The organism is Agrobacterium salinitolerans (genome assembly GCF_002008225.1).
Lineage (GTDB): Bacteria > Pseudomonadota > Alphaproteobacteria > Rhizobiales > Rhizobiaceae > Agrobacterium > Agrobacterium salinitolerans.
Genome location: NZ_MRDH01000020.1, coordinates 42,663 through 63,960, shown reverse-complemented (window position 1 = coordinate 63,960; position 21,298 = coordinate 42,663). Strand labels below are relative to the sequence as shown.

34 protein-coding genes are annotated in these 21,298 nt (G+C 58.3%); 31 read left to right on the top strand and 3 right to left on the bottom strand.

Annotated elements, in window-relative coordinates:
* The 29 genes from BS627_RS14230 to rplQ form a co-directional block, all read left to right on the top strand.
* On the top strand, positions 1-88 hold an 88-nt coding region (locus BS627_RS14230; protein ID WP_131829422.1), incomplete at its 5' end, for an EF-Tu C-terminal domain-related protein.
* 311 nt (positions 89-399) lie between these two features.
* A complete protein-coding gene (gene rpsJ / locus BS627_RS14225) occupies positions 400-708 on the top strand; it encodes a 30S ribosomal protein S10 (protein ID WP_003507767.1) in 309 nt (102 codons plus the stop codon).
* Between the two features lie 204 nt (positions 709-912).
* Entirely contained in the window at positions 913-1,554 is a 642-nt protein-coding gene (gene rplC / locus BS627_RS14220; protein ID WP_077983839.1) for a 50S ribosomal protein L3, read from the top strand.
* Between the two features lie 12 nt (positions 1,555-1,566).
* On the top strand, positions 1,567-2,187 hold the full coding sequence (rplD, locus tag BS627_RS14215; RefSeq protein WP_003495173.1) for a 50S ribosomal protein L4: 621 nt from the start codon (positions 1,567-1,569) through the stop codon (positions 2,185-2,187).
* Positions 2,184-2,477, top strand: coding sequence for a 50S ribosomal protein L23 (locus BS627_RS14210; RefSeq protein WP_063948592.1), 294 nt, complete (start codon positions 2,184-2,186; stop codon positions 2,475-2,477). Before rplD ends, BS627_RS14210 begins: the two co-directional genes overlap by 4 nt.
* Before the next feature lie 43 nt (positions 2,478-2,520).
* Positions 2,521-3,357, top strand: coding sequence for a 50S ribosomal protein L2 (gene rplB, locus BS627_RS14205; protein WP_077983838.1), 837 nt, complete (start codon positions 2,521-2,523; stop codon positions 3,355-3,357).
* Positions 3,358-3,372: 15 nt separating this feature from the next.
* Complete coding sequence (gene rpsS, locus BS627_RS14200; protein ID WP_003507772.1) at positions 3,373-3,651, top strand: 30S ribosomal protein S19; 279 nt, start codon at positions 3,373-3,375, stop codon at positions 3,649-3,651.
* Between the two features lie 2 nt (positions 3,652-3,653).
* Entirely contained in the window at positions 3,654-4,043 is a 390-nt protein-coding gene (rplV, locus tag BS627_RS14195; protein ID WP_065113658.1) for a 50S ribosomal protein L22, read from the top strand.
* Positions 4,043-4,774: a 30S ribosomal protein S3 gene (gene rpsC, locus BS627_RS14190; RefSeq protein WP_004442600.1), complete on the top strand. Its 732-nt coding sequence runs from the start codon at positions 4,043-4,045 to the stop codon at positions 4,772-4,774. The genes rplV and rpsC overlap by 1 nt, the downstream gene beginning before the upstream one ends.
* A gap of 38 nt (positions 4,775-4,812) precedes the next feature.
* Entirely contained in the window at positions 4,813-5,226 is a 414-nt protein-coding gene (rplP, locus tag BS627_RS14185; protein WP_003507774.1) for a 50S ribosomal protein L16, read from the top strand.
* Between the two features lie 12 nt (positions 5,227-5,238).
* Complete coding sequence (gene rpmC, locus BS627_RS14180) at positions 5,239-5,439, top strand: 50S ribosomal protein L29 (RefSeq protein WP_003495193.1); 201 nt, start codon at positions 5,239-5,241, stop codon at positions 5,437-5,439.
* 11 nt (positions 5,440-5,450) lie between these two features.
* Positions 5,451-5,687 (top strand): 30S ribosomal protein S17, encoded by a 237-nt coding sequence (gene rpsQ, locus BS627_RS14175; RefSeq protein WP_077983837.1) that lies wholly within the window; start codon positions 5,451-5,453, stop codon positions 5,685-5,687.
* 234 nt (positions 5,688-5,921) lie between these two features.
* On the top strand, positions 5,922-6,290 hold the full coding sequence (gene rplN / locus BS627_RS14170; RefSeq protein ID WP_003495199.1) for a 50S ribosomal protein L14: 369 nt from the start codon (positions 5,922-5,924) through the stop codon (positions 6,288-6,290).
* A 12-nt stretch (positions 6,291-6,302) separates the two neighbouring features.
* On the top strand, positions 6,303-6,611 hold the full coding sequence (rplX, locus tag BS627_RS14165) for a 50S ribosomal protein L24 (RefSeq protein WP_003495200.1): 309 nt from the start codon (positions 6,303-6,305) through the stop codon (positions 6,609-6,611).
* The gene (gene rplE / locus BS627_RS14160) at positions 6,604-7,158 is read left to right on the top strand and encodes a 50S ribosomal protein L5 (protein ID WP_077983836.1); all 555 of its coding nucleotides are present in this window, start codon (positions 6,604-6,606) and stop codon (positions 7,156-7,158) included. The genes rplX and rplE overlap by 8 nt, the downstream gene beginning before the upstream one ends.
* 33 nt (positions 7,159-7,191) lie before the next feature.
* Positions 7,192-7,497: a 30S ribosomal protein S14 gene (gene rpsN, locus BS627_RS14155; protein ID WP_003507785.1), complete on the top strand. Its 306-nt coding sequence runs from the start codon at positions 7,192-7,194 to the stop codon at positions 7,495-7,497.
* 12 nt (positions 7,498-7,509) lie between these two features.
* Complete coding sequence (gene rpsH, locus BS627_RS14150; protein WP_004442588.1) at positions 7,510-7,908, top strand: 30S ribosomal protein S8; 399 nt, start codon at positions 7,510-7,512, stop codon at positions 7,906-7,908.
* Between the two features lie 43 nt (positions 7,909-7,951).
* Entirely contained in the window at positions 7,952-8,485 is a 534-nt protein-coding gene (rplF, locus tag BS627_RS14145) for a 50S ribosomal protein L6 (protein WP_003495204.1), read from the top strand.
* 12 nt (positions 8,486-8,497) lie between these two features.
* On the top strand, positions 8,498-8,860 hold the full coding sequence (rplR, locus tag BS627_RS14140) for a 50S ribosomal protein L18 (protein WP_003516127.1): 363 nt from the start codon (positions 8,498-8,500) through the stop codon (positions 8,858-8,860).
* 119 nt (positions 8,861-8,979) lie between these two features.
* On the top strand, positions 8,980-9,549 hold the full coding sequence (gene rpsE, locus BS627_RS14135; protein WP_003495208.1) for a 30S ribosomal protein S5: 570 nt from the start codon (positions 8,980-8,982) through the stop codon (positions 9,547-9,549).
* Between the two features lie 11 nt (positions 9,550-9,560).
* Positions 9,561-9,767 (top strand): 50S ribosomal protein L30, encoded by a 207-nt coding sequence (rpmD, locus tag BS627_RS14130; RefSeq protein ID WP_003495212.1) that lies wholly within the window; start codon positions 9,561-9,563, stop codon positions 9,765-9,767.
* A 16-nt stretch (positions 9,768-9,783) separates the two neighbouring features.
* Positions 9,784-10,263, top strand: a complete 480-nt coding sequence (rplO, locus tag BS627_RS14125; RefSeq protein WP_077983835.1) for a 50S ribosomal protein L15 — start codon at positions 9,784-9,786, stop codon at positions 10,261-10,263.
* Between the two features lie 218 nt (positions 10,264-10,481).
* The gene (locus tag BS627_RS24585; RefSeq protein ID WP_165691255.1) at positions 10,482-10,649 is read left to right on the top strand and encodes a hypothetical protein; all 168 of its coding nucleotides are present in this window, start codon (positions 10,482-10,484) and stop codon (positions 10,647-10,649) included.
* Positions 10,594-11,934: a preprotein translocase subunit SecY gene (secY, locus tag BS627_RS14120; RefSeq protein ID WP_077983846.1), complete on the top strand. Its 1,341-nt coding sequence runs from the start codon at positions 10,594-10,596 to the stop codon at positions 11,932-11,934. The genes BS627_RS24585 and secY overlap by 56 nt, the downstream gene beginning before the upstream one ends.
* The gene (locus BS627_RS14115; RefSeq protein WP_077983834.1) at positions 11,931-12,521 is read left to right on the top strand and encodes an adenylate kinase; all 591 of its coding nucleotides are present in this window, start codon (positions 11,931-11,933) and stop codon (positions 12,519-12,521) included. The genes secY and BS627_RS14115 overlap by 4 nt, the downstream gene beginning before the upstream one ends.
* A gap of 302 nt (positions 12,522-12,823) precedes the next feature.
* Entirely contained in the window at positions 12,824-13,192 is a 369-nt protein-coding gene (rpsM, locus tag BS627_RS14110; protein WP_035263425.1) for a 30S ribosomal protein S13, read from the top strand.
* A gap of 137 nt (positions 13,193-13,329) precedes the next feature.
* Positions 13,330-13,719 carry a 30S ribosomal protein S11 gene (rpsK, locus tag BS627_RS14105; RefSeq protein WP_003495225.1) on the top strand — a complete coding sequence of 130 codons (390 nt, stop codon included), beginning with the start codon at positions 13,330-13,332 and terminating at the stop codon, positions 13,717-13,719.
* Positions 13,720-13,914: 195 nt separating this feature from the next.
* Positions 13,915-14,925 (top strand): DNA-directed RNA polymerase subunit alpha, encoded by a 1,011-nt coding sequence (locus BS627_RS14100; RefSeq protein ID WP_003495228.1) that lies wholly within the window; start codon positions 13,915-13,917, stop codon positions 14,923-14,925.
* Between the two features lie 118 nt (positions 14,926-15,043).
* Positions 15,044-15,469, top strand: coding sequence for a 50S ribosomal protein L17 (gene rplQ / locus BS627_RS14095; RefSeq protein WP_003521014.1), 426 nt, complete (start codon positions 15,044-15,046; stop codon positions 15,467-15,469).
* Between the two features lie 305 nt (positions 15,470-15,774).
* Here the strand turns inward: rplQ and msrQ are convergent, their stop codons facing one another.
* Together msrQ and msrP are read right to left on the bottom strand one after the other, a co-directional pair.
* Positions 15,775-16,428: a protein-methionine-sulfoxide reductase heme-binding subunit MsrQ gene (msrQ, locus tag BS627_RS14090; RefSeq protein WP_077983833.1), complete on the bottom strand. Its 654-nt coding sequence runs from the start codon at positions 16,426-16,428 to the stop codon at positions 15,775-15,777.
* A 2-nt stretch (positions 16,429-16,430) separates the two neighbouring features.
* Entirely contained in the window at positions 16,431-17,372 is a 942-nt protein-coding gene (msrP, locus tag BS627_RS14085) for a protein-methionine-sulfoxide reductase catalytic subunit MsrP (RefSeq protein WP_077983832.1), read from the bottom strand.
* 313 nt (positions 17,373-17,685) lie between these two features.
* Here msrP and ilvD point away from each other — a divergent pair, with 313 nt between their 5' ends.
* Entirely contained in the window at positions 17,686-19,521 is a 1,836-nt protein-coding gene (gene ilvD, locus BS627_RS14080; RefSeq protein WP_077983831.1) for a dihydroxy-acid dehydratase, read from the top strand.
* A gap of 64 nt (positions 19,522-19,585) precedes the next feature.
* On the opposite strand, the gene BS627_RS14075 is transcribed toward ilvD, so the two are convergent.
* The gene (locus BS627_RS14075) at positions 19,586-20,065 is read right to left on the bottom strand and encodes a GNAT family N-acetyltransferase (protein WP_077983830.1); all 480 of its coding nucleotides are present in this window, start codon (positions 20,063-20,065) and stop codon (positions 19,586-19,588) included.
* A gap of 230 nt (positions 20,066-20,295) precedes the next feature.
* Here BS627_RS14075 and BS627_RS14070 point away from each other — a divergent pair, with 230 nt between their 5' ends.
* Entirely contained in the window at positions 20,296-21,297 is a 1,002-nt protein-coding gene (locus BS627_RS14070; protein WP_077983829.1) for a serine hydrolase domain-containing protein, read from the top strand.
* Position 21,298: the final 1 nt, after the last annotated feature.

The window sequence follows — 21,298 nt, the reverse complement described above, 5'->3', positions numbered from 1 at the left end:
GATCGCGATGGAAGAAAAGCTGCGCTTCGCTATCCGCGAAGGCGGCCGTACCGTCGGCGCCGGCATCGTTGCCTCGATCGTCGAGTAATTTCGACCTTTGAAATTCTGACTGGCGGCGGTGTGAACAACACCGCCGCCGGACTTTTGGTAAAAAGCCTGGCGGCGTTGCATTTTTAGTGCTTGAAAAATTCGGTGAAAGCGCGTAAACGCGCACTCACAATCACCGCTGGATTCGTAAGCGATTGCGAAACGCGGTTTTTTTAGCAATACAGACTACCGAAATGATTGGGGTGTGACGCGCATCCCTCTCGATTTTTGAAAATCTGCGGCGCCACGATCAATAGAAGTTCATGTGTTTCCGCGTGCGGAAACGAATAACAAAGAACAAGGACAAGACGAATGAACGGCCAGAATATCCGTATCCGCCTCAAGGCGTTCGATCACCGGATCCTCGATGCCTCTACCCGTGAAATCGTGTCGACCGCAAAGCGCACCGGCGCCAGCGTTCGCGGCCCGGTTCCGCTCCCCACCCGCATCGAAAAGTTTACCGTCAACCGCTCTCCTCACGTTGACAAGAAGAGCCGTGAACAGTTCGAAATGCGGACGCACAAGCGTCTTCTGGATATCGTTGATCCCACCCCGCAGACTGTCGATGCTCTGATGAAGCTCGACCTCGCTGCTGGCGTTGACGTGGAAATCAAGCTCTAAGACCCGGCCCGAACCGTCCAAGGTGAGGGCTGAAATAACAAGGCCGGACCTCACTCTTGGGTGAGGGCCAATAACAAGGAAGGTACGTGGAGCAATCCAACGACTTCCAAACCGGAGACCGGAAACATCGTGAGATGTCGAAGGGCACTCCTTAACAAAGGCCAGAGAGGGTTTTCCCTTCAAGGCTCGCAAGAGGATGAACCAATGCGTTCAGGTGTGATTGCACAGAAAGTGGGTATGACACGCGTCTACAACGACGCAGGTGAACATATCCCTGTAACAGTATTGCGACTGGATAACGTACAAGTCGTTGCCCAGCGCACGGAAGACAAGAATGGCTACACCGCAGTTCAGCTCGGTGCCGGCCAGTCCAAGGTCAAGAACACGACGAAGGCTCTTCGCGGTCACTTTGCCGCTGCCAATGTCGAACCGAAAGCAAAGCTCGTCGAGTTCCGGGTTTCCCCCGAGAACCTGATCGACATCGGTGCAACACTGACCGCAAATCATTTTCAGTCCGGCCAGTTGGTCGATGTCACCGGAACCACGATCGGTAAGGGTTTCGCCGGTGCTATGAAGCGTCACAACTTCGGTGGTGGTCGCGCTTCGCACGGTAACTCGATCTCGCACCGTGCACACGGTTCGACCGGTTCCAACCAGGATCCGGGCCGCGTCTGGAAGGGCAAGCGCATGGCTGGTCATATGGGCCAGACCCGCGTTACGACCCAGAACCTTGAAGTCGTTTCGACTGATGAAGACCGTGGCCTCATCCTCGTGAAGGGTGCAGTTCCCGGCTCGAAGGGTTCCTGGATCATCGTCCGCGACGCCGTCAAGTCGGCTGCGAAGTAAGGGAGCCTTATCATGGAATTGAACGTCAAGACCCTCGAGGGAAAAGACGCCGGCAAGGTTTCTCTGTCGGATGAGATCTTCGGCCTCGACCCCCGCCAGGACATCCTGGCCCGCATGGTTCGCTGGCAGCTTGCAAAGAAGCAGCAGGGAACGCACAAATCCAAGAACCGGTCGGAAGTTTCCCGCACCGGCGCGAAGATGTACAAGCAGAAGGGTACGGGCCGCGCTCGTCACCATTCGGCTCGCGCACCGCAGTTCCGCGGCGGCGGCAAGGCCCACGGCCCGGTCGTTCGCAGCCACGCCCATGACCTTCCCAAGAAGGTTCGTGCGCTCGCCCTGCGTCACGCCCTGTCTGCAAAGCTGAAGGCTGAAGAACTGATCATCGTCGATCAGCTCGTCGCGTCCGAAGCAAAGACCAAGGCTCTGCTGGGCAGCTTCGCTTCGCTTGGCCTGACCAACGCTCTCGTAATCGGCGGCGCCGAACTTGATGGCAACTTCAAGCTCGCTGCTCAGAACATCCCGAATGTGGACGTTCTGCCGGTGCAGGGCATCAATGTTTACGACATCCTGCGCCGTGGCAAGCTGGTGCTTTCCAAGGCTGCTGTAGAGGCTCTGGAGGAGCGGTTCAAATGACGGATCTTCGCCACTACGATGTGATCGTATCTCCTTCGATCACGGAAAAGTCGACGCTGGTATCCGAACAGAACCAGGTCGTATTCAACGTCGCCAAGGATGCTTCCAAGCCTGAAATCAAGGCTGCCGTGGAAGCTCTCTTCGGCGTCAAAGTCACGGCTGTGAACACGCTTATCCGCAAGGGTAAGACCCGTCGTTTCCGTGGGTTCGCCGGTAAGCTGAAGGACGTCAAGAAAGCCGTCGTTACGCTCGCCGAAGGTCAATCCATCGACGTGTCCACCGGACTCTAAAGGTTAGGCCCAAGCGGGCAAAGACCCAAAAGGGAACAAGAATATGGCATTGAAAAGTTTCAATCCGACCACGCCGAGCCAGCGTCAGCTGGTTATCGTGGACCGCGCTTCGCTCTACAAGGGCAAGCCGGTAAAGGCTCTCACCCAGGGCCTCAGCTCCAAGGGTGGCCGTAACAACCAGGGCCGGATCACCGTCCGTTTCCAGGGTGGCGGTCACAAGCGGACCTACCGTCTGGTTGACTTCAAGCGTCGCAAGTTTGACGTTGAAGGCACCGTTGAACGTTTGGAATACGACCCCAACCGCACCGCATTCATCGCGCTGGTTACGTATACCGACGGCGAACAGGCTTACATTCTCGCGCCACAGCGTCTTGCTGCTGGTGACAAGGTGATCGCCTCCGACAAGGCAGTGGACGTGAAGCCCGGCAACACCATGCCGCTTCAGTACATTCCGGTCGGTTCGATCATCCACAACGTCGAGATGAAGCCGGGCAAGGGCGGTCAGATCGCTCGCTCCGCCGGTACGTATGTCCAGCTCGTCGGCCGCGATGCCGGTATGGCCATCCTGCGTCTCAACTCGGGCGAACAGCGTCTGGTGCACGGCTCCTGCCTCGCATCGATCGGTGCTGTTTCGAACGCGGACCACGGCAACATCAACGACGGTAAGGCCGGTCGTTCGCGTTGGCGCGGCAAGCGTCCGCACGTTCGCGGCGTCGTCATGAACCCGGTCGACCACCCGCACGGTGGTGGTGAAGGTCGCACGTCGGGTGGTCGCCACCCGGTTACTCCGTGGGGCAAGCCCACGAAGGGCAAGCGCACCCGTTCGAACAAGTCGACCGACAAGTTCATCATGCGCTCGCGCCATCAGCGTAAGAAGTAAGAGAGGTAGTCACTCATGGCTCGTTCAGTATGGAAAGGTCCGTTTGTTGACGGCTATCTTCTCACCAAGGCTGAGAAGGTGCGCGAGAGCGGACGTAATGAAGTAATCAAGATCTGGAGCCGCCGCTCCACGATCCTGCCGCAGTTCGTCGGTCTGACGTTTGGCGTCTACAACGGCAGCAAGCATGTGCCCGTCTCGGTCAACGAAGACATGGTCGGACACAAGTTCGGTGAATTCTCTCCGACCCGTACCTATTACGGTCACGGCGCGGACAAGAAGGCAAAGAGGAAGTAATCATGGCGAAGGCTAAGACCGAACGCCGGCTGAAGGACAACGAGGCTCAGGCCGTTGCCCGTACGCTCCGCGTCAGCCCCCAGAAACTGAACCTGGTTGCCGCTCTTATCCGTGGCAAGAAGGTTGATCGCGCTCTCGCCGAGCTCGAATTCTCCCGCAAGCGCATTGCAGGCACCGTCAAGAAGACGCTGGAATCTGCAATTGCCAATGCGGAAAACAACCACGACCTCGACGTCGACGCTCTCGTCGTCGCCGAGGCCTATGTTGGCAAGTCCATCACCATGAAGCGTTTCCACGCTCGTGGCCGTGGTCGTGCTTCCCGCATCGAAAAGCCGTTCTCTCACCTCACGATCGTTGTTCGTGAAGTCGAGGAAAAAGGGGAGGCCGCATAATGGGTCAGAAAATCAATCCGATCGGCTTCCGCCTCGGCATCAACCGTACCTGGGATAGCCGCTGGTACGCTGACACCGCAGAGTACGGCAAGCTGCTGCATGAAGACCTCAAGATCCGGGCTTACCTGATCAAGGAACTCAAGCAGGCCGGTATCGCAAAGGTCGTCATCGAGCGTCCGCACAAGAAGTGCCGCGTCACGATCCACTCGGCTCGTCCGGGTCTGATCATCGGCAAGAAGGGTGCAGACATCGAGAAGCTTCGCAAGAAGCTTTCCGAGATGACCAACTCCGAAACGCACCTCAACATCGTTGAAGTGCGCAAGCCGGAAATCGACGCGACGCTGGTTGCCCAGTCGATCGCTCAGCAGCTCGAGCGCCGCGTGGCTTTCCGCCGTGCGATGAAGCGTGCTGTTCAGTCCGCAATGCGTCTTGGCGCCGAAGGCATCAAGATCACCTGCGGCGGCCGTCTCGGCGGTGCTGAAATCGCTCGTACCGAATGGTACCGCGAAGGTCGCGTTCCGCTGCACACGCTGCGTGCGGACATCGACTACGGCACAGCTGAAGCTGAAACCGCATTCGGCATCTGCGGCATCAAGGTCTGGATCTTCAAGGGCGAAATCCTTGAGCACGATCCGATGGCTTCTGAGCGTCGCGGTCTCGAAGGCGACGCACAGGGCCCTGCAAGCCGTGAGCGTGGCGATCGTGGCGATCGTCGTCGCGAAAACGCTTGATTGACGCTGGCGAAAGATAAGCTCGGAGAAGTAAGAAAATGTTGCAGCCAAAGCGTACTAAGTACCGTAAGCAGTTCAAGGGACGCATCAAGGGCGTCGCCAAGGGCGGCTTTGACCTGGCATTCGGTGAATTCGGCTTGAAGTCGCAGGAACCGAACCGCGTGAATGCACGCGAGATCGAAGCGGCCCGCCGCGCGATCACGCGTTACATGAAGCGCGCAGGTCGCGTGTGGATCCGCGTATTCCCCGACGTTCCGGTTACGGCAAAGCCGACCGAAGTTCGTATGGGTAAGGGCAAGGGTTCGGTCGATTACTGGGCATGCAAGGTCAAGCCCGGTCGTATGATGTTCGAGATCGACGGTGTTACCGAGGAGATCGCCCGCGAGGCGCTTCGTCTCGGCGCTGCCAAGCTCTCGGTCAAGACGCGCTTCGTACAGCGCATCGCAGAGTAAGGAGCAAGGCACATGAAAGCCGATGAAGTTCGCGGCCTCAGCGCCGACCAGCTCAAGGACAAGCTCGCCGATCTGAAGAAGGAGCAGTTCAACCTGCGCTTCCAGAAGGCGACTGGCCAGCTGGAGAAGTCCTCGCGCATCAACGAAGTCCGCAAGGACATCGCCCGCGTCAAAACCATTGCCCGCCAGAAGGCGGCAGAAGCCAAGGCCTAAGGAAGAATAATATGCCGAAACGCATTCTGCAGGGCGTCGTTGTGTCCGACAAGAACGAGAAGACTGTCGTGGTGCGGGTTGAGCGTCGATTCGCTCACCCGCTCATGCAAAAGACCGTTCGTCGTTCGAAGAAGTACAAGGCACACGACGAAAACAATCAGTATAAGGTCGGCGATGTCGTTTCCATCGAGGAATGCGCACCGATCTCCAAGGACAAGCGCTGGACGGTCGTTTCCGCCCAGGCTTAATTTCATCAGAATCGCGCCTTGTGTCTTGCACTCGGCGCGAATTCCTGTATGAAGCAGCGCAAGGACGCTCGTGACCCGGGCGTCTTTTGCTTTGATGCGCACGGAAGGTCCTTCGGGAAACCACCCTGTCACGATTTTTCCGCGCAAAAAAAGAGACATTCATAAGCTGGGGCAGGGGGCTCGCTCGGGAGAGTTTGCCCAACCGTTCCGGTAACAACAAGAAGGCGACCTGACATGATTCAGATGCAAACAAACCTCGACGTGGCGGATAATTCCGGCGCACGTCGTGTCATGTGCATCAAGGTGCTGGGCGGCTCGAAGCGCAAATATGCTTCTGTTGGCGACATTATTGTCGTTTCCATCAAGGAAGCTATTCCGCGCGGCCGCGTCAAGAAGGGCGACGTGATGAAGGCGGTTGTCGTGCGCACCGCCAAGGACATCCGCCGCGCTGACGGCAGCGTCATCCGTTTCGATAACAACGCAGCCGTTCTTATCGACAACAAGAAAGAGCCCATCGGCACCCGTATCTTCGGACCGGTTCCGCGCGAACTTCGCGCCAAGAACCACATGAAGATCATCTCGCTGGCTCCGGAAGTACTGTAAGGAGCGTATGCGATGCAGAAAATTCGTAAAGGCGACAAGGTTGTCGTATTGACCGGTAAGGACAAGGGCCGTACCGGCGAAGTAATCCAGGTAATGCCGAAAGAAGACCGTGCCGTTGTGCGTGGCGTGAACATGGTGAAGCGTCACCAGCGCCAGACCCAGGCTCAGGAAGCCGGCATCATCAACAAGGAAGCATCCTTGCACATCTCCAACATCGCCATCGTCGACAAGGATGGCAAGCCGACCCGCGTTGGCTTCTCTGTTGTGGATGGCAAGAAGGTCCGCGTGGCCAAGCGTTCGGGAGAAGTGATCGATGGATGATAAGTACGAGCCGCGTCTCAAGACGGAATACGTTTCCCGTATCCGTGGCGCCATGCAGGAGAAGTTCTCCTACGCAAACGTCATGATGATCCCGAAGCTTGAAAAGATCGTGATCAACATGGGCGTTGGCGAAGCGACTGCCGATTCCAAGAAGCCCACGATCGCTGCCGGTGATCTGGCTGCGATTGCCGGCCAGAAGCCGGTCGTTACCCGCGCTCGCAACTCGATCGCTGGTTTCAAGGTTCGCGAAGGCATGCCGATCGGTGCGAAGGTTACCCTTCGTGGCGCCCGCATGTACGAATTCCTTGATCGTCTGGTCAACATCGCGCTGCCGCGCGTTCGCGACTTCCGGGGTCTGAACCCGAAGAGCTTTGACGGCCGTGGCAACTTCGCCATGGGCATCAAGGAACACATTGTGTTCCCTGAGATCAACTACGATAAAGTTGATCAGATGTGGGGCATGGACATCATCGTTTGCACGACGGCGACGTCGGACGACGAAGCTCGGGCTCTGCTGACAGAGTTCAACTTCCCGTTCCGTCACTAACCGTAACGACGAGCGTAGAAAAGGAACTCCGATATGGCGAAAACAAGCGCAGTTGAAAAGAACAAGCGCCGCCGCAAGTCGGTCGCCCAGCAGGCTGCCAAGCGCGCTGCTCTCAAGGCGATCGTGATGAACCAGTCCCTTCCGATCGAAGACCGGTTCAAGGCCACTCTGAAGCTCGCTTCGCTGCCGCGTGACGGCTCGAAGACGCGTATCCGCAACCGCTGCGAAGTAACGGGCCGTCCGCGCGCGTTCTATCGCAAGCTCAAGATGTCGCGTATCGCGCTTCGTGAGCTGGGCAATTCCGGCAAGGTGCCGGGCATTGTCAAGTCGAGCTGGTAAGGAGACGGGCACATGACCATGACTGATCCTTTGGGTGATATGCTCACCCGCATCCGCAATGGTGCTGCTCGCCGTAAGTCTTCGGTAAGCACGCCTGCTTCCAGCCTGCGCGCACGCGTTCTCGACGTGCTGCAGTCTGAAGGCTACATTCGCGGTTATTCCAAGGTCGATTTTGAAAACGGCAAGTCCGAGTTCACCATCGAGCTGAAGTACTACGAAGGTGCGTCGGTGATCCGTGAGATCGGCCGCGTTTCCAAGCCGGGCCGCCGGGTTTATGTCTCGGTAAAGTCCATTCCGCAGGTCGCGAACGGCCTCGGCATCACCATCCTTTCGACCCCGAAGGGCGTGATGGCCGATCACCAGGCTCGCGAACAGAACGTTGGTGGCGAGGTTCTTTGCTCGGTCTTCTAAGACCCGAGCAAGGATCTCCATAACGAACAGACAGGATTGAATAATGTCTCGTATCGGTAAAAAGCCCGTTCCGGTTCCAGCAGGTGTGACGGCCAATGTCGACGGCCAGAAGGTTACTGCTAAGGGCCCGAAGGGTGAACTGTTTTTCGTCGCTAACGACGACATTCAGCTGAAGCTCGAAGATAACGGCGTTTCCGTAACGCCGGCTAACGGCACCAAGGAAGCTCGTTCGAAGTGGGGCATGTCCCGCACGATGATCGAGAACATCTTCAAGGGTGTTAAGGACGGCTATGAGCGCAAGCTCGAAATCAACGGCGTTGGTTACCGTGCCGCCATGCAGGGCAAGAACCTGCAGCTGGCTCTCGGCTTTTCCCATGACGTTGTTTACGAGCCTCCGGTCGGCATCACCATTGCCGTTCCGAAGCCGACGGAAATCATCGTTTCCGGCATCAACAAGCAGCAGGTTGGCCAGGTAGCCGCGGAAATCCGTGAATACCGCGGTCCCGAGCCCTACAAGGGCAAGGGCGTGAAGTACGCTGAAGAGCGTATTGTCCGCAAAGAAGGCAAGAAGAAGTAAGGATCACGCGAAATGGCTAGCAGGAAAGAAGCACTTGCACGTCGCGCGAGCCGTGTGCGCCGCCAGATCAAGGCGGTTGCCAACGGCCGTCCGCGCCTGTCGGTTCATCGCTCGTCGAAGAACATCTATGCCCAGATCATCGATGACGTTGCTGGCAAGACGCTTGCGTCTGCCTCCACGCTCGAAGCCGATCTGCGCGGTTCGCTCAAGACCGGCGCCGACGTTGCAGCAGCGGCTGTTGTCGGCAAGCTGGTTGCCGAGCGTGGCGTCAAGGCCGGCGTCAAGGATGTCGTATTCGACCGTGGCGCGTTCATCTATCATGGCCGCATCAAGGCCGTGGCTGAAGCTGCCCGCGAAGGCGGTCTGAACTTCTAAGTTTTTTCCGCCCGGGCATCGATCCGGGCGGAATTTCACCGGACCATGCGGATCTCGTTCTCGAGGGCGCTGGTCTTTTCGTTTGCCGTTCCACCCGTAAAAGAAAAAGGACAAGGACAATGGCACAGGAAAAAAGAGGTTCTCGCGACGACCGCCAGAACCGTGAAGAGCGCGATAGCGAATTCGTCGACAAGCTGGTCGCGATCAACCGCGTTGCAAAGGTTGTTAAGGGTGGCCGTCGCTTCGGCTTCGCCGCTCTCGTCGTCGTTGGCGACCAGAAGGGCCGCGTTGGCTTTGGTCACGGCAAGGCTCGTGAAGTTCCGGAAGCGATCCGCAAGGCAACGGAAAGCGCAAAGCGCGATCTGATCTTCGTTCCGCTGCGCGATGGCCGCACGCTGCATCACGACGTCAATGGCCGTCACGGCGCAGGCAAGGTTCTGCTGCGTTCGGCCAAGGCCGGTACCGGTATCATCGCCGGTGGTCCGATGCGCGCCGTTTTCGAAACGCTCGGCGTTCATGACGTTGTTGCAAAGTCGACCGGTTCGTCGAACCCGTACAACATGGTTCGCGCTACGTTCGACGCTCTGAAGCATCAGGTTCATCCGAAGGACATCGCTGCACAGCGCGGTCTGAAGTATGCGACCCTTCAGGCTCGCCGTGCCGCTTCCGGCAACGCTTCTGAAGAATAAGGAGCTGGATCATGGCCAAGAAGACTACTGAAGCCAAGAAGACTGTTACGGTCGAACAGATCGGCAGCCCTATTCGCCGCCCGGCAATCCAGCGTCAGACGCTGGTCGGTCTGGGTCTCAACAAGATGCATCGTCAGCGCACCCTGGAAGACACTCCTGCGGTTCGCGGCATGATCCGTGCGGTCCAGCATCTCGTTCGCGTCGTTGACGAGAAGTGAGACGGAGTAACCTATCATGAAACTCAATGAAATCAGAGACAACGAAGGCGCCTCCAAGGATCGTATCCGCGTAGGTCGCGGTATCGGTTCCGGCAAGGGCAAGACCGGTGGTCGCGGTGTGAAGGGTCAGAAGGCTCGTTCGGGCGTCGCGATCAACGGCTTCGAAGGCGGTCAGATGCCCATCTACCGTCGTCTGCCGAAGCGCGGCTTTAACAACATTTTCGGTTCCGAATATGCTGTTGTGTCGCTCGGCCGCATTCAGACCGCCATCGACGCCAAGAAGCTTGACGCTTCCGCAACGATCGATGCCGCTGCTCTCAAGGCTGCTGGCGTTATCCGCCGCGCCAAGGACGGCGTACGCATTCTCGCCGACGGCGAGCTGAAGGCAAAGGTCGCTTTCGAAGTTGCCGGCGCTTCCAAGCCTGCGATCGAAAAGATCGAAAAGGCTGGCGGCTCGATCAAGCTTCTCGCTGTTGCAGCGGAAGCCGCCGAGTAATATATAAACTTCAGACGCCCGGTGCGCATGTCGCTCCGGGCGTTTGCGCTCCCTGGCCACTGTTGCTTTCGATCTAAATCGATTTATAGAGCATCAGGGCAATCTCTTCGCGGTGTGCTTTCTTGGCCCCGCTTGCGGCAGAAAGTGCCGCAGGGAGAGCCTCACAGTTCTTGAACTTCCGTAGGGGAGGGGATAGGACATAAAAAACAGGGTGAGGCATGATGGCGGCCAAGAGCTGCATTCGTCCGAAGCCCGGTTTTGACCAGTATCTTTTAGACCTTTCCGCATTGGCCGGTGTTGCTGGCTGGCAAGGGTCATTCGGAGAAATTTATGGCTTCAGCAGCGGAACAACTGGCTTCGAACCTGAATTTTTCGACCTTCGCTAAGGCGGAGGATCTGAAAAAGCGTCTCTGGTTTACTCTTGCCGCACTTCTCGTCTACCGTCTCGGCACCCATATTCCGCTTCCGGGCCTGAACCCCGAAGCCTATGCGCAGGCCTTCCGCGGTCAGGCCAACGGTATTCTTGGTCTTTTCAACATGTTTGCGGGTGGCGCTGTCGAGCGCATGGCGATTTTCGCCCTCGGCATCATGCCTTACATCTCCGCTTCGATCATCGTGCAGCTCATGACCTCGGTCGTGCCCTCGCTCGAAGCGTTGAAGAAGGAAGGCGAAGCCGGCCGCAAGATCATCAACCAGTACACGCGCTACGGTACGGTGCTGCTCGGCACGCTGCAGGCCTATGGTATTGCGGTCGGGCTTGAAAGCGGCAACGGTCTCGTGGTGGATCCGGGCATGTTCTTCCGCATCTCCACCGTCATCACGCTGCTCGGTGGTACGATGTTCCTCATGTGGCTCGGCGAACAGATCACCTCGCGCGGTATCGGTAACGGTATTTCGCTGATCATCTTCGCGGGCATTGCCGCGGGCCTGCCCAAGGCGCTGGCCGGCACGCTGGAACTTGGCCGCACCGGCGCGCTGTCGACCCCTCTCATTCTGATGGTCGTCATCATCGCTATCGGCGTCATCGCGCTTATCGTCTTCGTGGAGCGCGCGCAGCGCCGCCTGTTGATCCAATATCCGAAGCGCCAGGTCGGCAACCGTATGTTCCAGGGCGATACCTCGCATTTGCCGCTGAAGCTCAACACCGCCGGCGTCATTCCCGCGATCTTCGCATCGTCGCTGCTGCTTTTGCCGGCAACGGCTGCGGGTTTTGCCGGAAACACCAACCTGCCGGGCTGGGCGACGTCGATCATTGCGTCGCTGCAGCACGGACAGCCGTTGTTCATGGCGCTCTACGGCCTGCTGATCGCGTTCTTCGCGTTTTTCTATACGGCGATCGTCTTCAATCCGAAGGACACCGCAGATAACCTCAAGAAGCATGGCGGCTTCATTCCGGGCATCCGTCCGGGCGAGCGCACCGCGGAGTACATTGATTACGTCCTGACCCGCATCACGGTGGTCGGCGCGATTTATCTGGTCTTCGTGTGTATCCTTCCTGAGACACTTATCGCACGGACGGGCATTCCATTAGCCCTTGGTGGTACTTCGCTTTTGATCGTTGTCAGTGTAACTCTGGATACGGTTGCGCAGATTCAGGGTCACCTGATCGCCCAGCAGTATGAAGGCCTGATCAAGAAGTCGAAGTTGCGTGGAGGAAAGAGGGGACGATGAGACTGATATTTTTGGGTCCGCCGGGTGCGGGCAAGGGAACCCAGGCCAAGCGGCTGACGGACAAGTACGGGATCCCGCAGCTTTCCACCGGTGACATGCTGCGCGCTGCGGTCAGCGCGGGCACCGAAATCGGCAAGCGCGCCAAGGCCGTCATGGATGCCGGCGGGCTGGTATCCGACGATATCGTCAATCAGATCGTTTCCGAGCGCATCGAAGCACCGGACTGTGCCAAGGGTTTCATTCTCGACGGTTATCCGCGCACCGTTCCGCAGGCCAAGGCTCTTGCCGACAACATGCGCAAGAAGAACCTGGTTCTCGACGCCGTCATCGAACTCAAGGTGGACGAAGAGGCGTTGATTCGCCGAATCGAAAACCGCGTCGCTGAGACCATCGCGGCTGGCGGCACTGTCCGTTCGGATGACAATCCGGAAGCTTTCCGCAAGCGTCTTACGGAATATCGCGAGAAGACCGCGCCGCTGTCTGCCTATTACAGCGAGCAGGGCGAGCTTGTGGCGCTGGATGGCATGGCTGATGTCGATGCCGTCACTGAGGCCATCGAGCGCGTTCTCGAGAAAGCCTCTGCCTGATCGAGAGAATGAATGGGTAAGGGCCGTTACGTTCTTGCCCATCTTCCATTTCCGAAAGGCGGCTGATCCTCTGGATCGTAAAAGAATCTTGGCGGAGCCGGTTGCTTTTTTGCGCTGATTCCGTTAAACACCGCGCCAACTCGCGACATCCCAAGCGACTGGCGCGGATTTCCCTTAGGGAAGGGAGATCCGGGTTCAGTCGTTTTGACTTGTCACGGACACCAATTTGAACTGGCGGTCTTTCGGCCGCTCAAATGGAATCACCACTTGCCGGATGGCAACTGGAACCAAGGAGAAGAGACGTGGCACGTATCGCTGGCGTCAACATCCCGACTGCGAAGCGCGTTGTTATTGCGCTGACCTACATTCACGGGATCGGTCCGAAATTCGCGCAGGAAATCATGGACAAGGTCGGTCTTCCGGCTGAGAAGCGCGTTCATCAGCTGACGGATGCTGAAGTTCTTCAGATCCGTGAAGCCATCGACCGCGACTACCAGGTCGAAGGCGACCTGCGTCGTGAGACCTCGATGAACATCAAGCGTCTGATGGACCTCGGTTGCTACCGCGGCCTGCGTCACCGTCGTGGCCTTCCGGTCCGCGGTCAGCGCACGCACACCAACGCCCGCACCCGCAAGGGTCCGGCGAAGGCTATCGCTGGTAAGAAGAAGTAATTTTCCGGTTCTCCGGAAAGGGGAGGCTGGTGCAGTCCGCGCCAGCCTTTCTGAGTTTGGCGTAAGGCTCCAGAAGGGCTGATCGCCGGTGTAGCCGCTGGTGTTACGGCGGTGAAGAGATCAATGAAAGGTATAAAATGGCCAAGGAAGCCGCACGCGTCCGTCGTCGCGAACGCAAAAATATCACGTCTGGCGTCGCGCACGTCAACTCGACCTTCAACAACACGATGATCACCATCACCGACGCACAGGGCAATGCTATTGCCTGGTCGTCCGCTGGTGCCAAGGGTTTCAAGGGTTCGCGCAAGTCGACCCCGTTCGCTGCCCAGATCGCTGCTGAAGATTGCGCGAAGAAGGCTCAGGAACACGGCATGAAGTCGCTTGAAGTTGAAGTTTGCGGTCCGGGTTCCGGCCGTGAATCGGCACTTCGCGCTCTGCAGGCTGCCGGTTTCATGATCACCTCCATTCGCGACGTGACGCCGATCCCGCACAACGGTTGCCGTCCGCGCAAGAAGCGCCGCGTCTGACGCGACCGTGGTTCGGAAATTCCGCCTTTCCTTCGGTCTGGCGGAATTTTCGTGTATCTGGCGTGTGCGCGTCGATTTCGATCGACGGACTTGCGCTCAAGAACCCACCGATGAACCCCTGAATTTGGTTCCTCTCGGTGTTTTCATGCTCGGTCCGTCACGATTGGATGGTGGCGGCGAACGGAAGGTTTAAAGATGATTCAGAAGAACTGGCAGGAACTTATCAAGCCGAACAAGGTCGAGTTCACCTCGTCCAGCCGCACCAAGGCAACGCTGGTTGCCGAGCCGCTGGAGCGTGGTTTCGGTCTTACCCTCGGCAACGCGCTGCGTCGCGTTCTGTTGTCTTCTCTGCGTGGCGCCGCTGTAACGGCCGTGCAGATCGACGGTGTCCTGCACGAATTCTCCTCCATCCCCGGCGTTCGGGAAGATGTGACGGATATCGTGCTCAACATCAAGGAAATCGCCATCAAGATGGACGGCGATGATTCCAAGCGCATGGTCGTGCGCAAGCAGGGTCCGGGTGCCGTAACCGCTGGTGACATCCAGACGGTTGGCGACATCGAAATCCTGAACCCCGACCACGTGATCTGCACGCTGGACGATGGCGCTGAAATCCGCATGGAATTCACCGTCAACAACGGCAAGGGTTACGTACCGGCTGAGCGCAACCGTGCGGAAGATGCCCCTATCGGCCTCATTCCGGTGGACAGCCTCTATTCTCCGGTCAAGAAAGTGTCCTACAAGGTGGAAAACACCCGTGAAGGCCAGGTTCTCGACTACGACAAGCTGATCATGACGATCGAGACCAACGGTTCGGTTTCCGGCGAAGACGCCGTTGCCTTCGCCGCTCGCATTCTTCAGGACCAGCTGGGCGTCTTCGTCAACTTTGACGAGCCGCAGAAGGAAGCAGAAGAAGAATCGGTTACCGAACTTGCGTTCAACCCGGCGCTTCTCAAGAAGGTCGACGAGCTCGAGCTGTCGGTTCGTTCGGCAAACTGCCTGAAGAACGACAACATCGTTTATATCGGCGACCTGATCCAGAAGACCGAAGCCGAAATGCTTCGCACGCCGAACTTTGGTCGCAAGTCGCTGAACGAAATCAAGGAAGTTCTCGCTTCCATGGGTCTGCACCTCGGTATGGAAGTGCCGGCATGGCCGCCTGAGAACATCGAAGATCTCGCAAAGCGTTACGAAGACCAGTACTAACAAACAAGAAGGCAGACCTCAAAGACTGCCTTTCCCCGTCAAACAGCAGATAAGTCATCTGCATGTGCCAGGAAACGGCAGGCCTTAGAGAAGGAACCTGCGTAGAAGGAGAATAGCAATGCGCCACGGTAATTCAGGCCGCAAGCTCAATAGAACCGCCAGCCACCGCAAGGCAATGTTTGCCAACATGGCTGCTTCGCTCATCACCCATGAGCAGATCGTCACCACGCTTCCGAAGGCGAAGGAAATTCGCCCGATCGTTGAGAAGCTCGTCACCCTCGGCAAGCGGGGCGACCTGCACGCTCGTCGTCAGGCGATCTCGCAGATCAAGGATCAGGACGCTGTTCGCAAGCTGTTCGACGCGATCGCAGCTCGCTACGCAAACCGCAATGGCGGCTACCTGCGTATCATGAAAGCCGGCTTCCGCCAGGGCGACAATGCCGCTCTCGCCGTCATCGAATTCGTCGAGCGCGACGTTGACGCCAAGGGCGCAGCCGACAAGGCTCGCGTTGCTGCAGAAGCTGCTGCTGCCGAAGCTGCATAATATCTGACGCCTTTCCGGCGTCGCGAGTTAAAAAGCCGGGCGAGAGATCGCCCGGCTTTTTTTGTTTTGCGGTTTTTTGCATTGAGGGCGGTGCGTGCGGCTGACCCCCCTCTGCCCTGCCGGGCATCTCCCCCTCAAGGGGGGAGATCGAGACACCGCAAAGTCTCTAGTATCTCAACCGTCACGGATGAAGTGGCGGTAGAGCGTCTTGCGGATCTCCCCCCTTGAGGGGGAGATGCCCGGCAGGGCAGAGGGGGGCAGGCCCCACGCAACTCCATTCGCCATGAGCCCCCTTAAATTTTGGACTATTGATGCACGGGCCTGCCAGCGGCCTTCCTGCTGCGTTTCCGAGCCATGATCGTCGGCCGTACCAGCCGATACCCGAGCAGCAGCACCATCGTCGTGATATAAAACACCGGTTCCAGCGTGATCGACTTCCGCGCCAGCACGAAATGCAGCACGCCGACGATGAGGACGAGGTAGACAAGCTTGTGCAGCGTGTTCCAGCGGCTGCCGAGTTTGCGGATCGACCAGCGGTTGGAGGTGAGCGCCAGAGGAATGAGCATGAGTAAGCCGGCCATGCCGAGCATGATATAGGGGCGTTTCAGGATATCGCCTGCGATGGAGCTGAGGATCAAGCCGCGATCCAGCACCAGATAGACGGTGAAATGGGCGAGCACATAATAAAAGGCGATCAGCCCCAGAGCGCGACGATAGGCGATGAGGTTGATGTTGAAGAGATCGCGCATCGGCGTCACCAGTAGGCCGATACACAGGAAGCGCAGCGCCCAGATGCCGAGCAGGTGCTCGAACTCCTTGACCGGATTAAAGCCGAGGCCGCCGGTTGCGGCGAGATAGAAATACCAGACACCGGGAGAAAGGCCGGCGATATACAGCGCCCAGATGGCTGCCGGTTGGTAACGCTTCGGCAGCGAGGGAAGAGGCAGCGCTAAGGCCATGGTCAGTAATTCGCTTTCAGGTCCATGCCGGCATAGAGGCTTGCCACCTCGTCGTAACCGTTGAACATCAGGGTCGGGCGGTTCTGCGTGCCAAAAAAGCCGCCTTCGCCGATGCGTTGTTCCGTCGCCTGGCTCCAGCGGGGATGGTCTACATGCGGATTGACGTTGGAATAGAAGCCATATTCGCGGGCATTGGAGTTTTTCCACGTCGTTTCCGGCTGTTTCTCGACAAGCGAAATACGGACGATGGATTTGATGCCCTTGAAACCATATTTCCACGGGACCACGAGGCGGATCGGCGCGCCGTTCTGGTTCGGCAGGGTTTCGCCATAAAGCCCAACGGCGAGGATGGTGAGCGGATGGCGCGCTTCATCGAGACGCAGGCCCTCGACATAGGGCCATGAAAGAGGCTGGAACAAGCCGCTCTGGCCGGGCATTTCCTCCGGCCGCACAACCGTCTCGAAGGACACGTATTTCGCGCTGCCAAGCGGCTCCACCTTGTCGAGAAGGGCGGCGAGCGGGAAGCCGATCCACGGAATGACCATCGACCAGCCCTCGACACAGCGCATGCGATAGGTGCGCTCTTCCAGCGGATATTTCATCAGCTCTTCTATGCCGAATTCCTGCGGTTTGGAAACGAGGCCATCCACCTTCACAGTCCAGGGGGTCGGCTTGAACTTGCCGGAATTTTCCTTCGGGTCGGATTTTCCGACGCCGAATTCGTAGAAATTATTATAGCTGGTGACGGCGTCGAGCGGGGTGAGCTTCTCATCGAGCTTGTAGGCGCCGGGTTTTGCGGAAAGCGGCGCGGCAACAGCCTCACGCCCGGCCAGCCCGATTGCCGCCAGCCCCGCCGCCGTGCCGAGGAAGCCACGTCTGGACAGGTAGATATTCTTCGGCGTGATTTCATTTGCCGAGATGATGGGCGGACGATAGGCGGGCATTGGAACCTCCACAAAAGCCGGGTGCATCGGCGATAAATCGACTATGATAGCCAATACGGCCGCTGCACAGTTATGTTTCAGCGATCTGCGGAAAAACAACGGTGGAGCGGCGGAAATCGCGCATTTGTGATGAAAGGCGCGGCCCGATAGCACGCTGAAGAGAAAGCGTACCGTACCGAACCGTACTGTTTTGCCTCAAGGTGACAGTGACAGGGCTCACGGTTTGCGCTAGAAAAACCGCAAATTAGGGCAGAGGCCGTTTTGACCGCGCTGCGGAAGACGCGTCTTTGCCCAAGAGATCGAGGAAAACACCATGCCAGCCTATCGCTCCAGAACGACAACCCACGGCCGCAACATGGCGGGCGCGCGCGGCCTTTGGCGCGCCACCGGCATGAAGGACAGCGATTTCGGCAAGCCGATCATTGCTGTCGTCAATTCCTTCACGCAGTTCGTGCCCGGCCATGTGCATCTGAAAGATCTCGGCCAGCTGGTTGCCCGCGAAATCGAGGCGGCCGGCGGTGTTGCCAAGGAATTCAACACCATCGCGGTCGATGACGGTATCGCCATGGGCCATGACGGCATGCTCTACTCGCTGCCGTCGCGCGAGATCATCGCTGACTCGGTTGAATATATGGTCAATGCCCATTGCGCCGATGCGATGGTGTGCATTTCCAACTGCGACAAGATCACCCCCGGCATGCTGAATGCGGCGATGCGGCTCAACATCCCCGCCGTTTTCGTGTCCGGTGGTCCGATGGAAGCGGGCAAGGTGGTTCTGCATGGCAAGACAGTGGCGCTCGATCTGGTCGATGCGATGGTGGCTGCTGCCGACGACAAGATTTCCGATGAGGACGTCAAGGTCATCGAGCGCTCTGCCTGCCCGACCTGCGGTTCCTGCTCCGGCATGTTCACCGCCAATTCCATGAACTGTCTGACCGAGGCGCTGGGCTTGTCCCTGCCAGGCAACGGTTCGACGCTCGCCACCCATTCGGATCGCAAGCGCCTGTTCGTCGAGGCCGGTCACCTGATCGTCGATCTGGCGCGCCGTTACTACGAGCAGGAGGACGAAACCGTCCTGCCGCGCACCATTGCCAACAAGGCGGCGTTTGAGAACGCCATGTCGCTTGATATCGCCATGGGCGGCTCCACCAACACGGTTCTGCATATTCTGGCGGCCGCCCATGAAGGCGGCGTCGATTTCGGCATGGAAGACATCGACCGTCTTTCCCGCAAGGTTCCCTGCCTTTCCAAGGTCGCGCCCGCCAAGCAGGACGTGCACATGGAAGACGTACACCGCGCCGGCGGCATCATGCGTATTCTCGGTGAGCTGGAGCGCGGCGGTCTCATCAATCGCGATACCTATACGGTGCACGAAGCGACGCTGGGCGACGCCATCGACCGCTGGGACATTACCCGCACCAACAGCGAGACGGTGCGTGAATTCTTCAAGGCTGCCCCCGGCGGCGTACCGACGCAGGTTGCCTTCAGCCAGTCCTCGCGCTGGGACGATCTGGATACCGACAGCGATAATGGCGTCATCCGCTCGGTCGAAAAGCCTTTCTCCAAGGATGGCGGTCTCGCCGTGCTTTATGGCAACATCGCGCTCGACGGCTGCATCGTAAAGACGGCGGGTGTGGACGAATCCATTCTGAAATTCACCGGTCCGGCGGTCGTTTACGAGAGCCAGGACGCGGCCGTGAAGGGCATTCTCGGCAACGAGGTCAAGGCGGGCGACGTCGTTGTCATCCGTTACGAAGGGCCGAAGGGCGGGCCTGGCATGCAGGAAATGCTCTATCCGACCAGCTACCTGAAATCCAAAGGCCTCGGCAAAGCCTGCGCGCTCATCACCGACGGTCGTTTCTCCGGTGGCACGTCAGGCCTGTCCATCGGCCATGCCTCGCCGGAAGCGGCACAGGGCGGCGCCATCGGCCTCGTGCGTCAGGGTGACCTGATCGAGATCGACATTCCGAACCGCACGATCAACCTTAGCGTACCGGATGCCGAACTAGCATCGCGCCGTGCCGAGCAGGAAGAAAAGGGCTGGAAGCCGGAAGCACCACGCAAGCGCAATGTCACGACGGCACTGAAGGCCTATGCGGCCTTTGCGTCGAGCGCGGACAAAGGTGCTGTGCGGATTCTGCCGGAGTGATTTCCGGATTTGCGGGATAATAAAAAGCCGCCGCTGATAAACGGCGGCTTTTTTATGCCTGTCATTATTTATCGAGCCGATAACGTCGAATTGGCACGATTTTCCCACGTTGTGTGCAAAAGGCATTTCCGCGGCCGGTTGCGGCAAAGCCCAGCTTTTCCAGCAGGCGATGCGACGCCCTGTTGTCAAACAGGGGATTGGCTAGCAGGGTTTCGATACTCATGTGCTGAAAAGCATAATCGATGACGAGGCGTCCGGCTTCTTCTCCGTAGCCTTTTCCCCAAACACGACGATCAAGCCAAAGGCCGAATTCGCCTGAAAGGCCGATGAGACCGAGCAGCCTGCCATCATCCACCGCCCATACCGGTAGCCGACGCTCAGCAATGCGCCTGATGAGGCGCCGGGCATCATCAGGTTCGAAAGGGTAGGCCGTGCGCAGCAGATTGCGCAAAATGAGTGGGTCGTTCGTCAACCGGGCAAGCGGTGGCGAGTCCGTCATTTTGAAAAATCGCAGGATAAGGCGTGACGATTTCAGTTGCTGCATCTTTCTCCAGTCTTTTGTATTTATGGCAGGGCGATAGTCCTCAAGATCAGAAACTGATTCAAGCGCTTCGCATCTCGATTCCGGAATGCGTGGCAACACATTGTTTTCATGGGGATTCTGCGATATTTACGAGTGACAGTCTGCAAATCCGGCGCTTGAAGTAAGGTCACATTGGAGTGATTGGCGGCGTTTCCTCTTTTCATCGCCGTATTGCTTCCTAGCTCAGCATCATGAAAAGACGAACCGCACTCACCCTTATCGCGTCGCTGCCTTTTGCTCGGCTTGCCCAGGCGCAGGACGCCGGAAACAATATCCGTTTCGATCCTTTGCTGAGGCAGGCGGAGGCGCTTTCCAGCCTCAAGGCGGTGATCGTCAGCATCGATGGCGCAGAGGTCGCGAGCCGCGCCTATCACGGTGCCAGCCTCAACGGCTCCACCAATATCAAGTCGGCCTCGAAATCGGTCATCTCGGCGCTGGTCGGCATGGCGATCGACCGCAAGATTCTGTCGGGCGCCGATCAGCCGGTCGCAACCATACTGCGCGGAGATTTTCCTCCTAACCCCGATCCACGGCTGCAGCGGATCACCATTGGTCATCTCCTGTCCATGCAATCCGGTCTGGAGCGCATGTCCGGTCCGAATTACGGCCGCTGGGTCGCCAGCCGCAACTGGGTGAGGATGGCGCTGGGTTCCGGTTTTGCCGGGGAGCCCGGCGGCGGCATGCTCTATTCCACGGCATCAACACATCTGCTCTCGGCGATATTGACCAAGGCTTCCGGCCGCTCGACGCTTTCTCTCGCCCGAGACTGGTTTCGGCCACTTGAGGGGTTCGCGATCGGCGGGTGGGAGCGCGATCCGCAGGGCATCTATCTCGGTGGCAACCAGATGGCGATGACGGCGCGTTCCCTGCTGGCCTTTGGCGAGCTTTATCGTCTTGGCGGCGTAACGCCTGATGGCGAGCGGCTCATCTCACAGGAATGGATCAGCCAGTCCTGGCAGCAGCGCACCAATTCCGTCTTCAATGGCGATGGTTATGGGTATTGCTGGTTCATCAAGGAGATGGCGGGGGAGATTGTCTATTACGCCTGGGGTTATGGCGGGCAGATGCTCTATATCGTGCCCGCCAGACGACTTTCCGTGGTCATGACCTCGCGGGAAGATGCTCCTTCCGCCAGAACCGGCTATCGCGACCAGCTGCATGGCCTCCTGGAAAACATCATTCGTGCGGTCTGAG

Bases quoted from the DNA above. Each gene is read 5' to 3' on its own strand.
- rplB (WP_077983838.1), top strand. From the start codon at position 2,521: ATGGCATTGAAAAGTTTCAATCCGACCACGCCGAGCCAGCGTCAGCTG.
- rpsE (WP_003495208.1), top strand. From the start codon at position 8,980: ATGGCACAGGAAAAAAGAGGTTCTCGCGACGACCGCCAGAACCGTGAA.
- BS627_RS24585 (WP_165691255.1), top strand. From the start codon at position 10,482: ATGATGGCGGCCAAGAGCTGCATTCGTCCGAAGCCCGGTTTTGACCAG.
- rpsH (WP_004442588.1), top strand. From the start codon at position 7,510: ATGACCATGACTGATCCTTTGGGTGATATGCTCACCCGCATCCGCAAT.
- rpmD (WP_003495212.1), top strand. From the start codon at position 9,561: ATGGCCAAGAAGACTACTGAAGCCAAGAAGACTGTTACGGTCGAACAG.
- BS627_RS14210 (WP_063948592.1), top strand. From the start codon at position 2,184: ATGACGGATCTTCGCCACTACGATGTGATCGTATCTCCTTCGATCACG.
- rpsS (WP_003507772.1), top strand. From the start codon at position 3,373: ATGGCTCGTTCAGTATGGAAAGGTCCGTTTGTTGACGGCTATCTTCTC.
- rplD (WP_003495173.1), top strand. From the start codon at position 1,567: ATGGAATTGAACGTCAAGACCCTCGAGGGAAAAGACGCCGGCAAGGTT.
- rplP (WP_003507774.1), top strand. From the start codon at position 4,813: ATGTTGCAGCCAAAGCGTACTAAGTACCGTAAGCAGTTCAAGGGACGC.
- BS627_RS14100 (WP_003495228.1), top strand. From the start codon at position 13,915: ATGATTCAGAAGAACTGGCAGGAACTTATCAAGCCGAACAAGGTCGAG.
- rpsQ (WP_077983837.1), top strand. From the start codon at position 5,451: ATGCCGAAACGCATTCTGCAGGGCGTCGTTGTGTCCGACAAGAACGAG.
- BS627_RS14115 (WP_077983834.1), top strand. From the start codon at position 11,931: ATGAGACTGATATTTTTGGGTCCGCCGGGTGCGGGCAAGGGAACCCAG.
- rplQ (WP_003521014.1), top strand. From the start codon at position 15,044: ATGCGCCACGGTAATTCAGGCCGCAAGCTCAATAGAACCGCCAGCCAC.
- secY (WP_077983846.1), top strand. From the start codon at position 10,594: ATGGCTTCAGCAGCGGAACAACTGGCTTCGAACCTGAATTTTTCGACC.
- rpsN (WP_003507785.1), top strand. From the start codon at position 7,192: ATGGCGAAAACAAGCGCAGTTGAAAAGAACAAGCGCCGCCGCAAGTCG.
- msrQ (WP_077983833.1), bottom strand. From the start codon at position 16,428: ATGGCCTTAGCGCTGCCTCTTCCCTCGCTGCCGAAGCGTTACCAACCG.
- BS627_RS14070 (WP_077983829.1), top strand. From the start codon at position 20,296: ATGAAAAGACGAACCGCACTCACCCTTATCGCGTCGCTGCCTTTTGCT.
- msrP (WP_077983832.1), bottom strand. From the start codon at position 17,372: ATGCCCGCCTATCGTCCGCCCATCATCTCGGCAAATGAAATCACGCCG.
- rpsC (WP_004442600.1), top strand. From the start codon at position 4,043: ATGGGTCAGAAAATCAATCCGATCGGCTTCCGCCTCGGCATCAACCGT.
- rplO (WP_077983835.1), top strand. From the start codon at position 9,784: ATGAAACTCAATGAAATCAGAGACAACGAAGGCGCCTCCAAGGATCGT.
- rplX (WP_003495200.1), top strand. From the start codon at position 6,303: ATGCAGAAAATTCGTAAAGGCGACAAGGTTGTCGTATTGACCGGTAAG.
- rplE (WP_077983836.1), top strand. From the start codon at position 6,604: ATGGATGATAAGTACGAGCCGCGTCTCAAGACGGAATACGTTTCCCGT.
- rplR (WP_003516127.1), top strand. From the start codon at position 8,498: ATGGCTAGCAGGAAAGAAGCACTTGCACGTCGCGCGAGCCGTGTGCGC.
- rplV (WP_065113658.1), top strand. From the start codon at position 3,654: ATGGCGAAGGCTAAGACCGAACGCCGGCTGAAGGACAACGAGGCTCAG.
- rplN (WP_003495199.1), top strand. From the start codon at position 5,922: ATGATTCAGATGCAAACAAACCTCGACGTGGCGGATAATTCCGGCGCA.
- ilvD (WP_077983831.1), top strand. From the start codon at position 17,686: ATGCCAGCCTATCGCTCCAGAACGACAACCCACGGCCGCAACATGGCG.
- rpsJ (WP_003507767.1), top strand. From the start codon at position 400: ATGAACGGCCAGAATATCCGTATCCGCCTCAAGGCGTTCGATCACCGG.
- rpsK (WP_003495225.1), top strand. From the start codon at position 13,330: ATGGCCAAGGAAGCCGCACGCGTCCGTCGTCGCGAACGCAAAAATATC.
- rplC (WP_077983839.1), top strand. From the start codon at position 913: ATGCGTTCAGGTGTGATTGCACAGAAAGTGGGTATGACACGCGTCTAC.
- BS627_RS14075 (WP_077983830.1), bottom strand. From the start codon at position 20,065: ATGCAGCAACTGAAATCGTCACGCCTTATCCTGCGATTTTTCAAAATG.
- rpmC (WP_003495193.1), top strand. From the start codon at position 5,239: ATGAAAGCCGATGAAGTTCGCGGCCTCAGCGCCGACCAGCTCAAGGAC.
- rplF (WP_003495204.1), top strand. From the start codon at position 7,952: ATGTCTCGTATCGGTAAAAAGCCCGTTCCGGTTCCAGCAGGTGTGACG.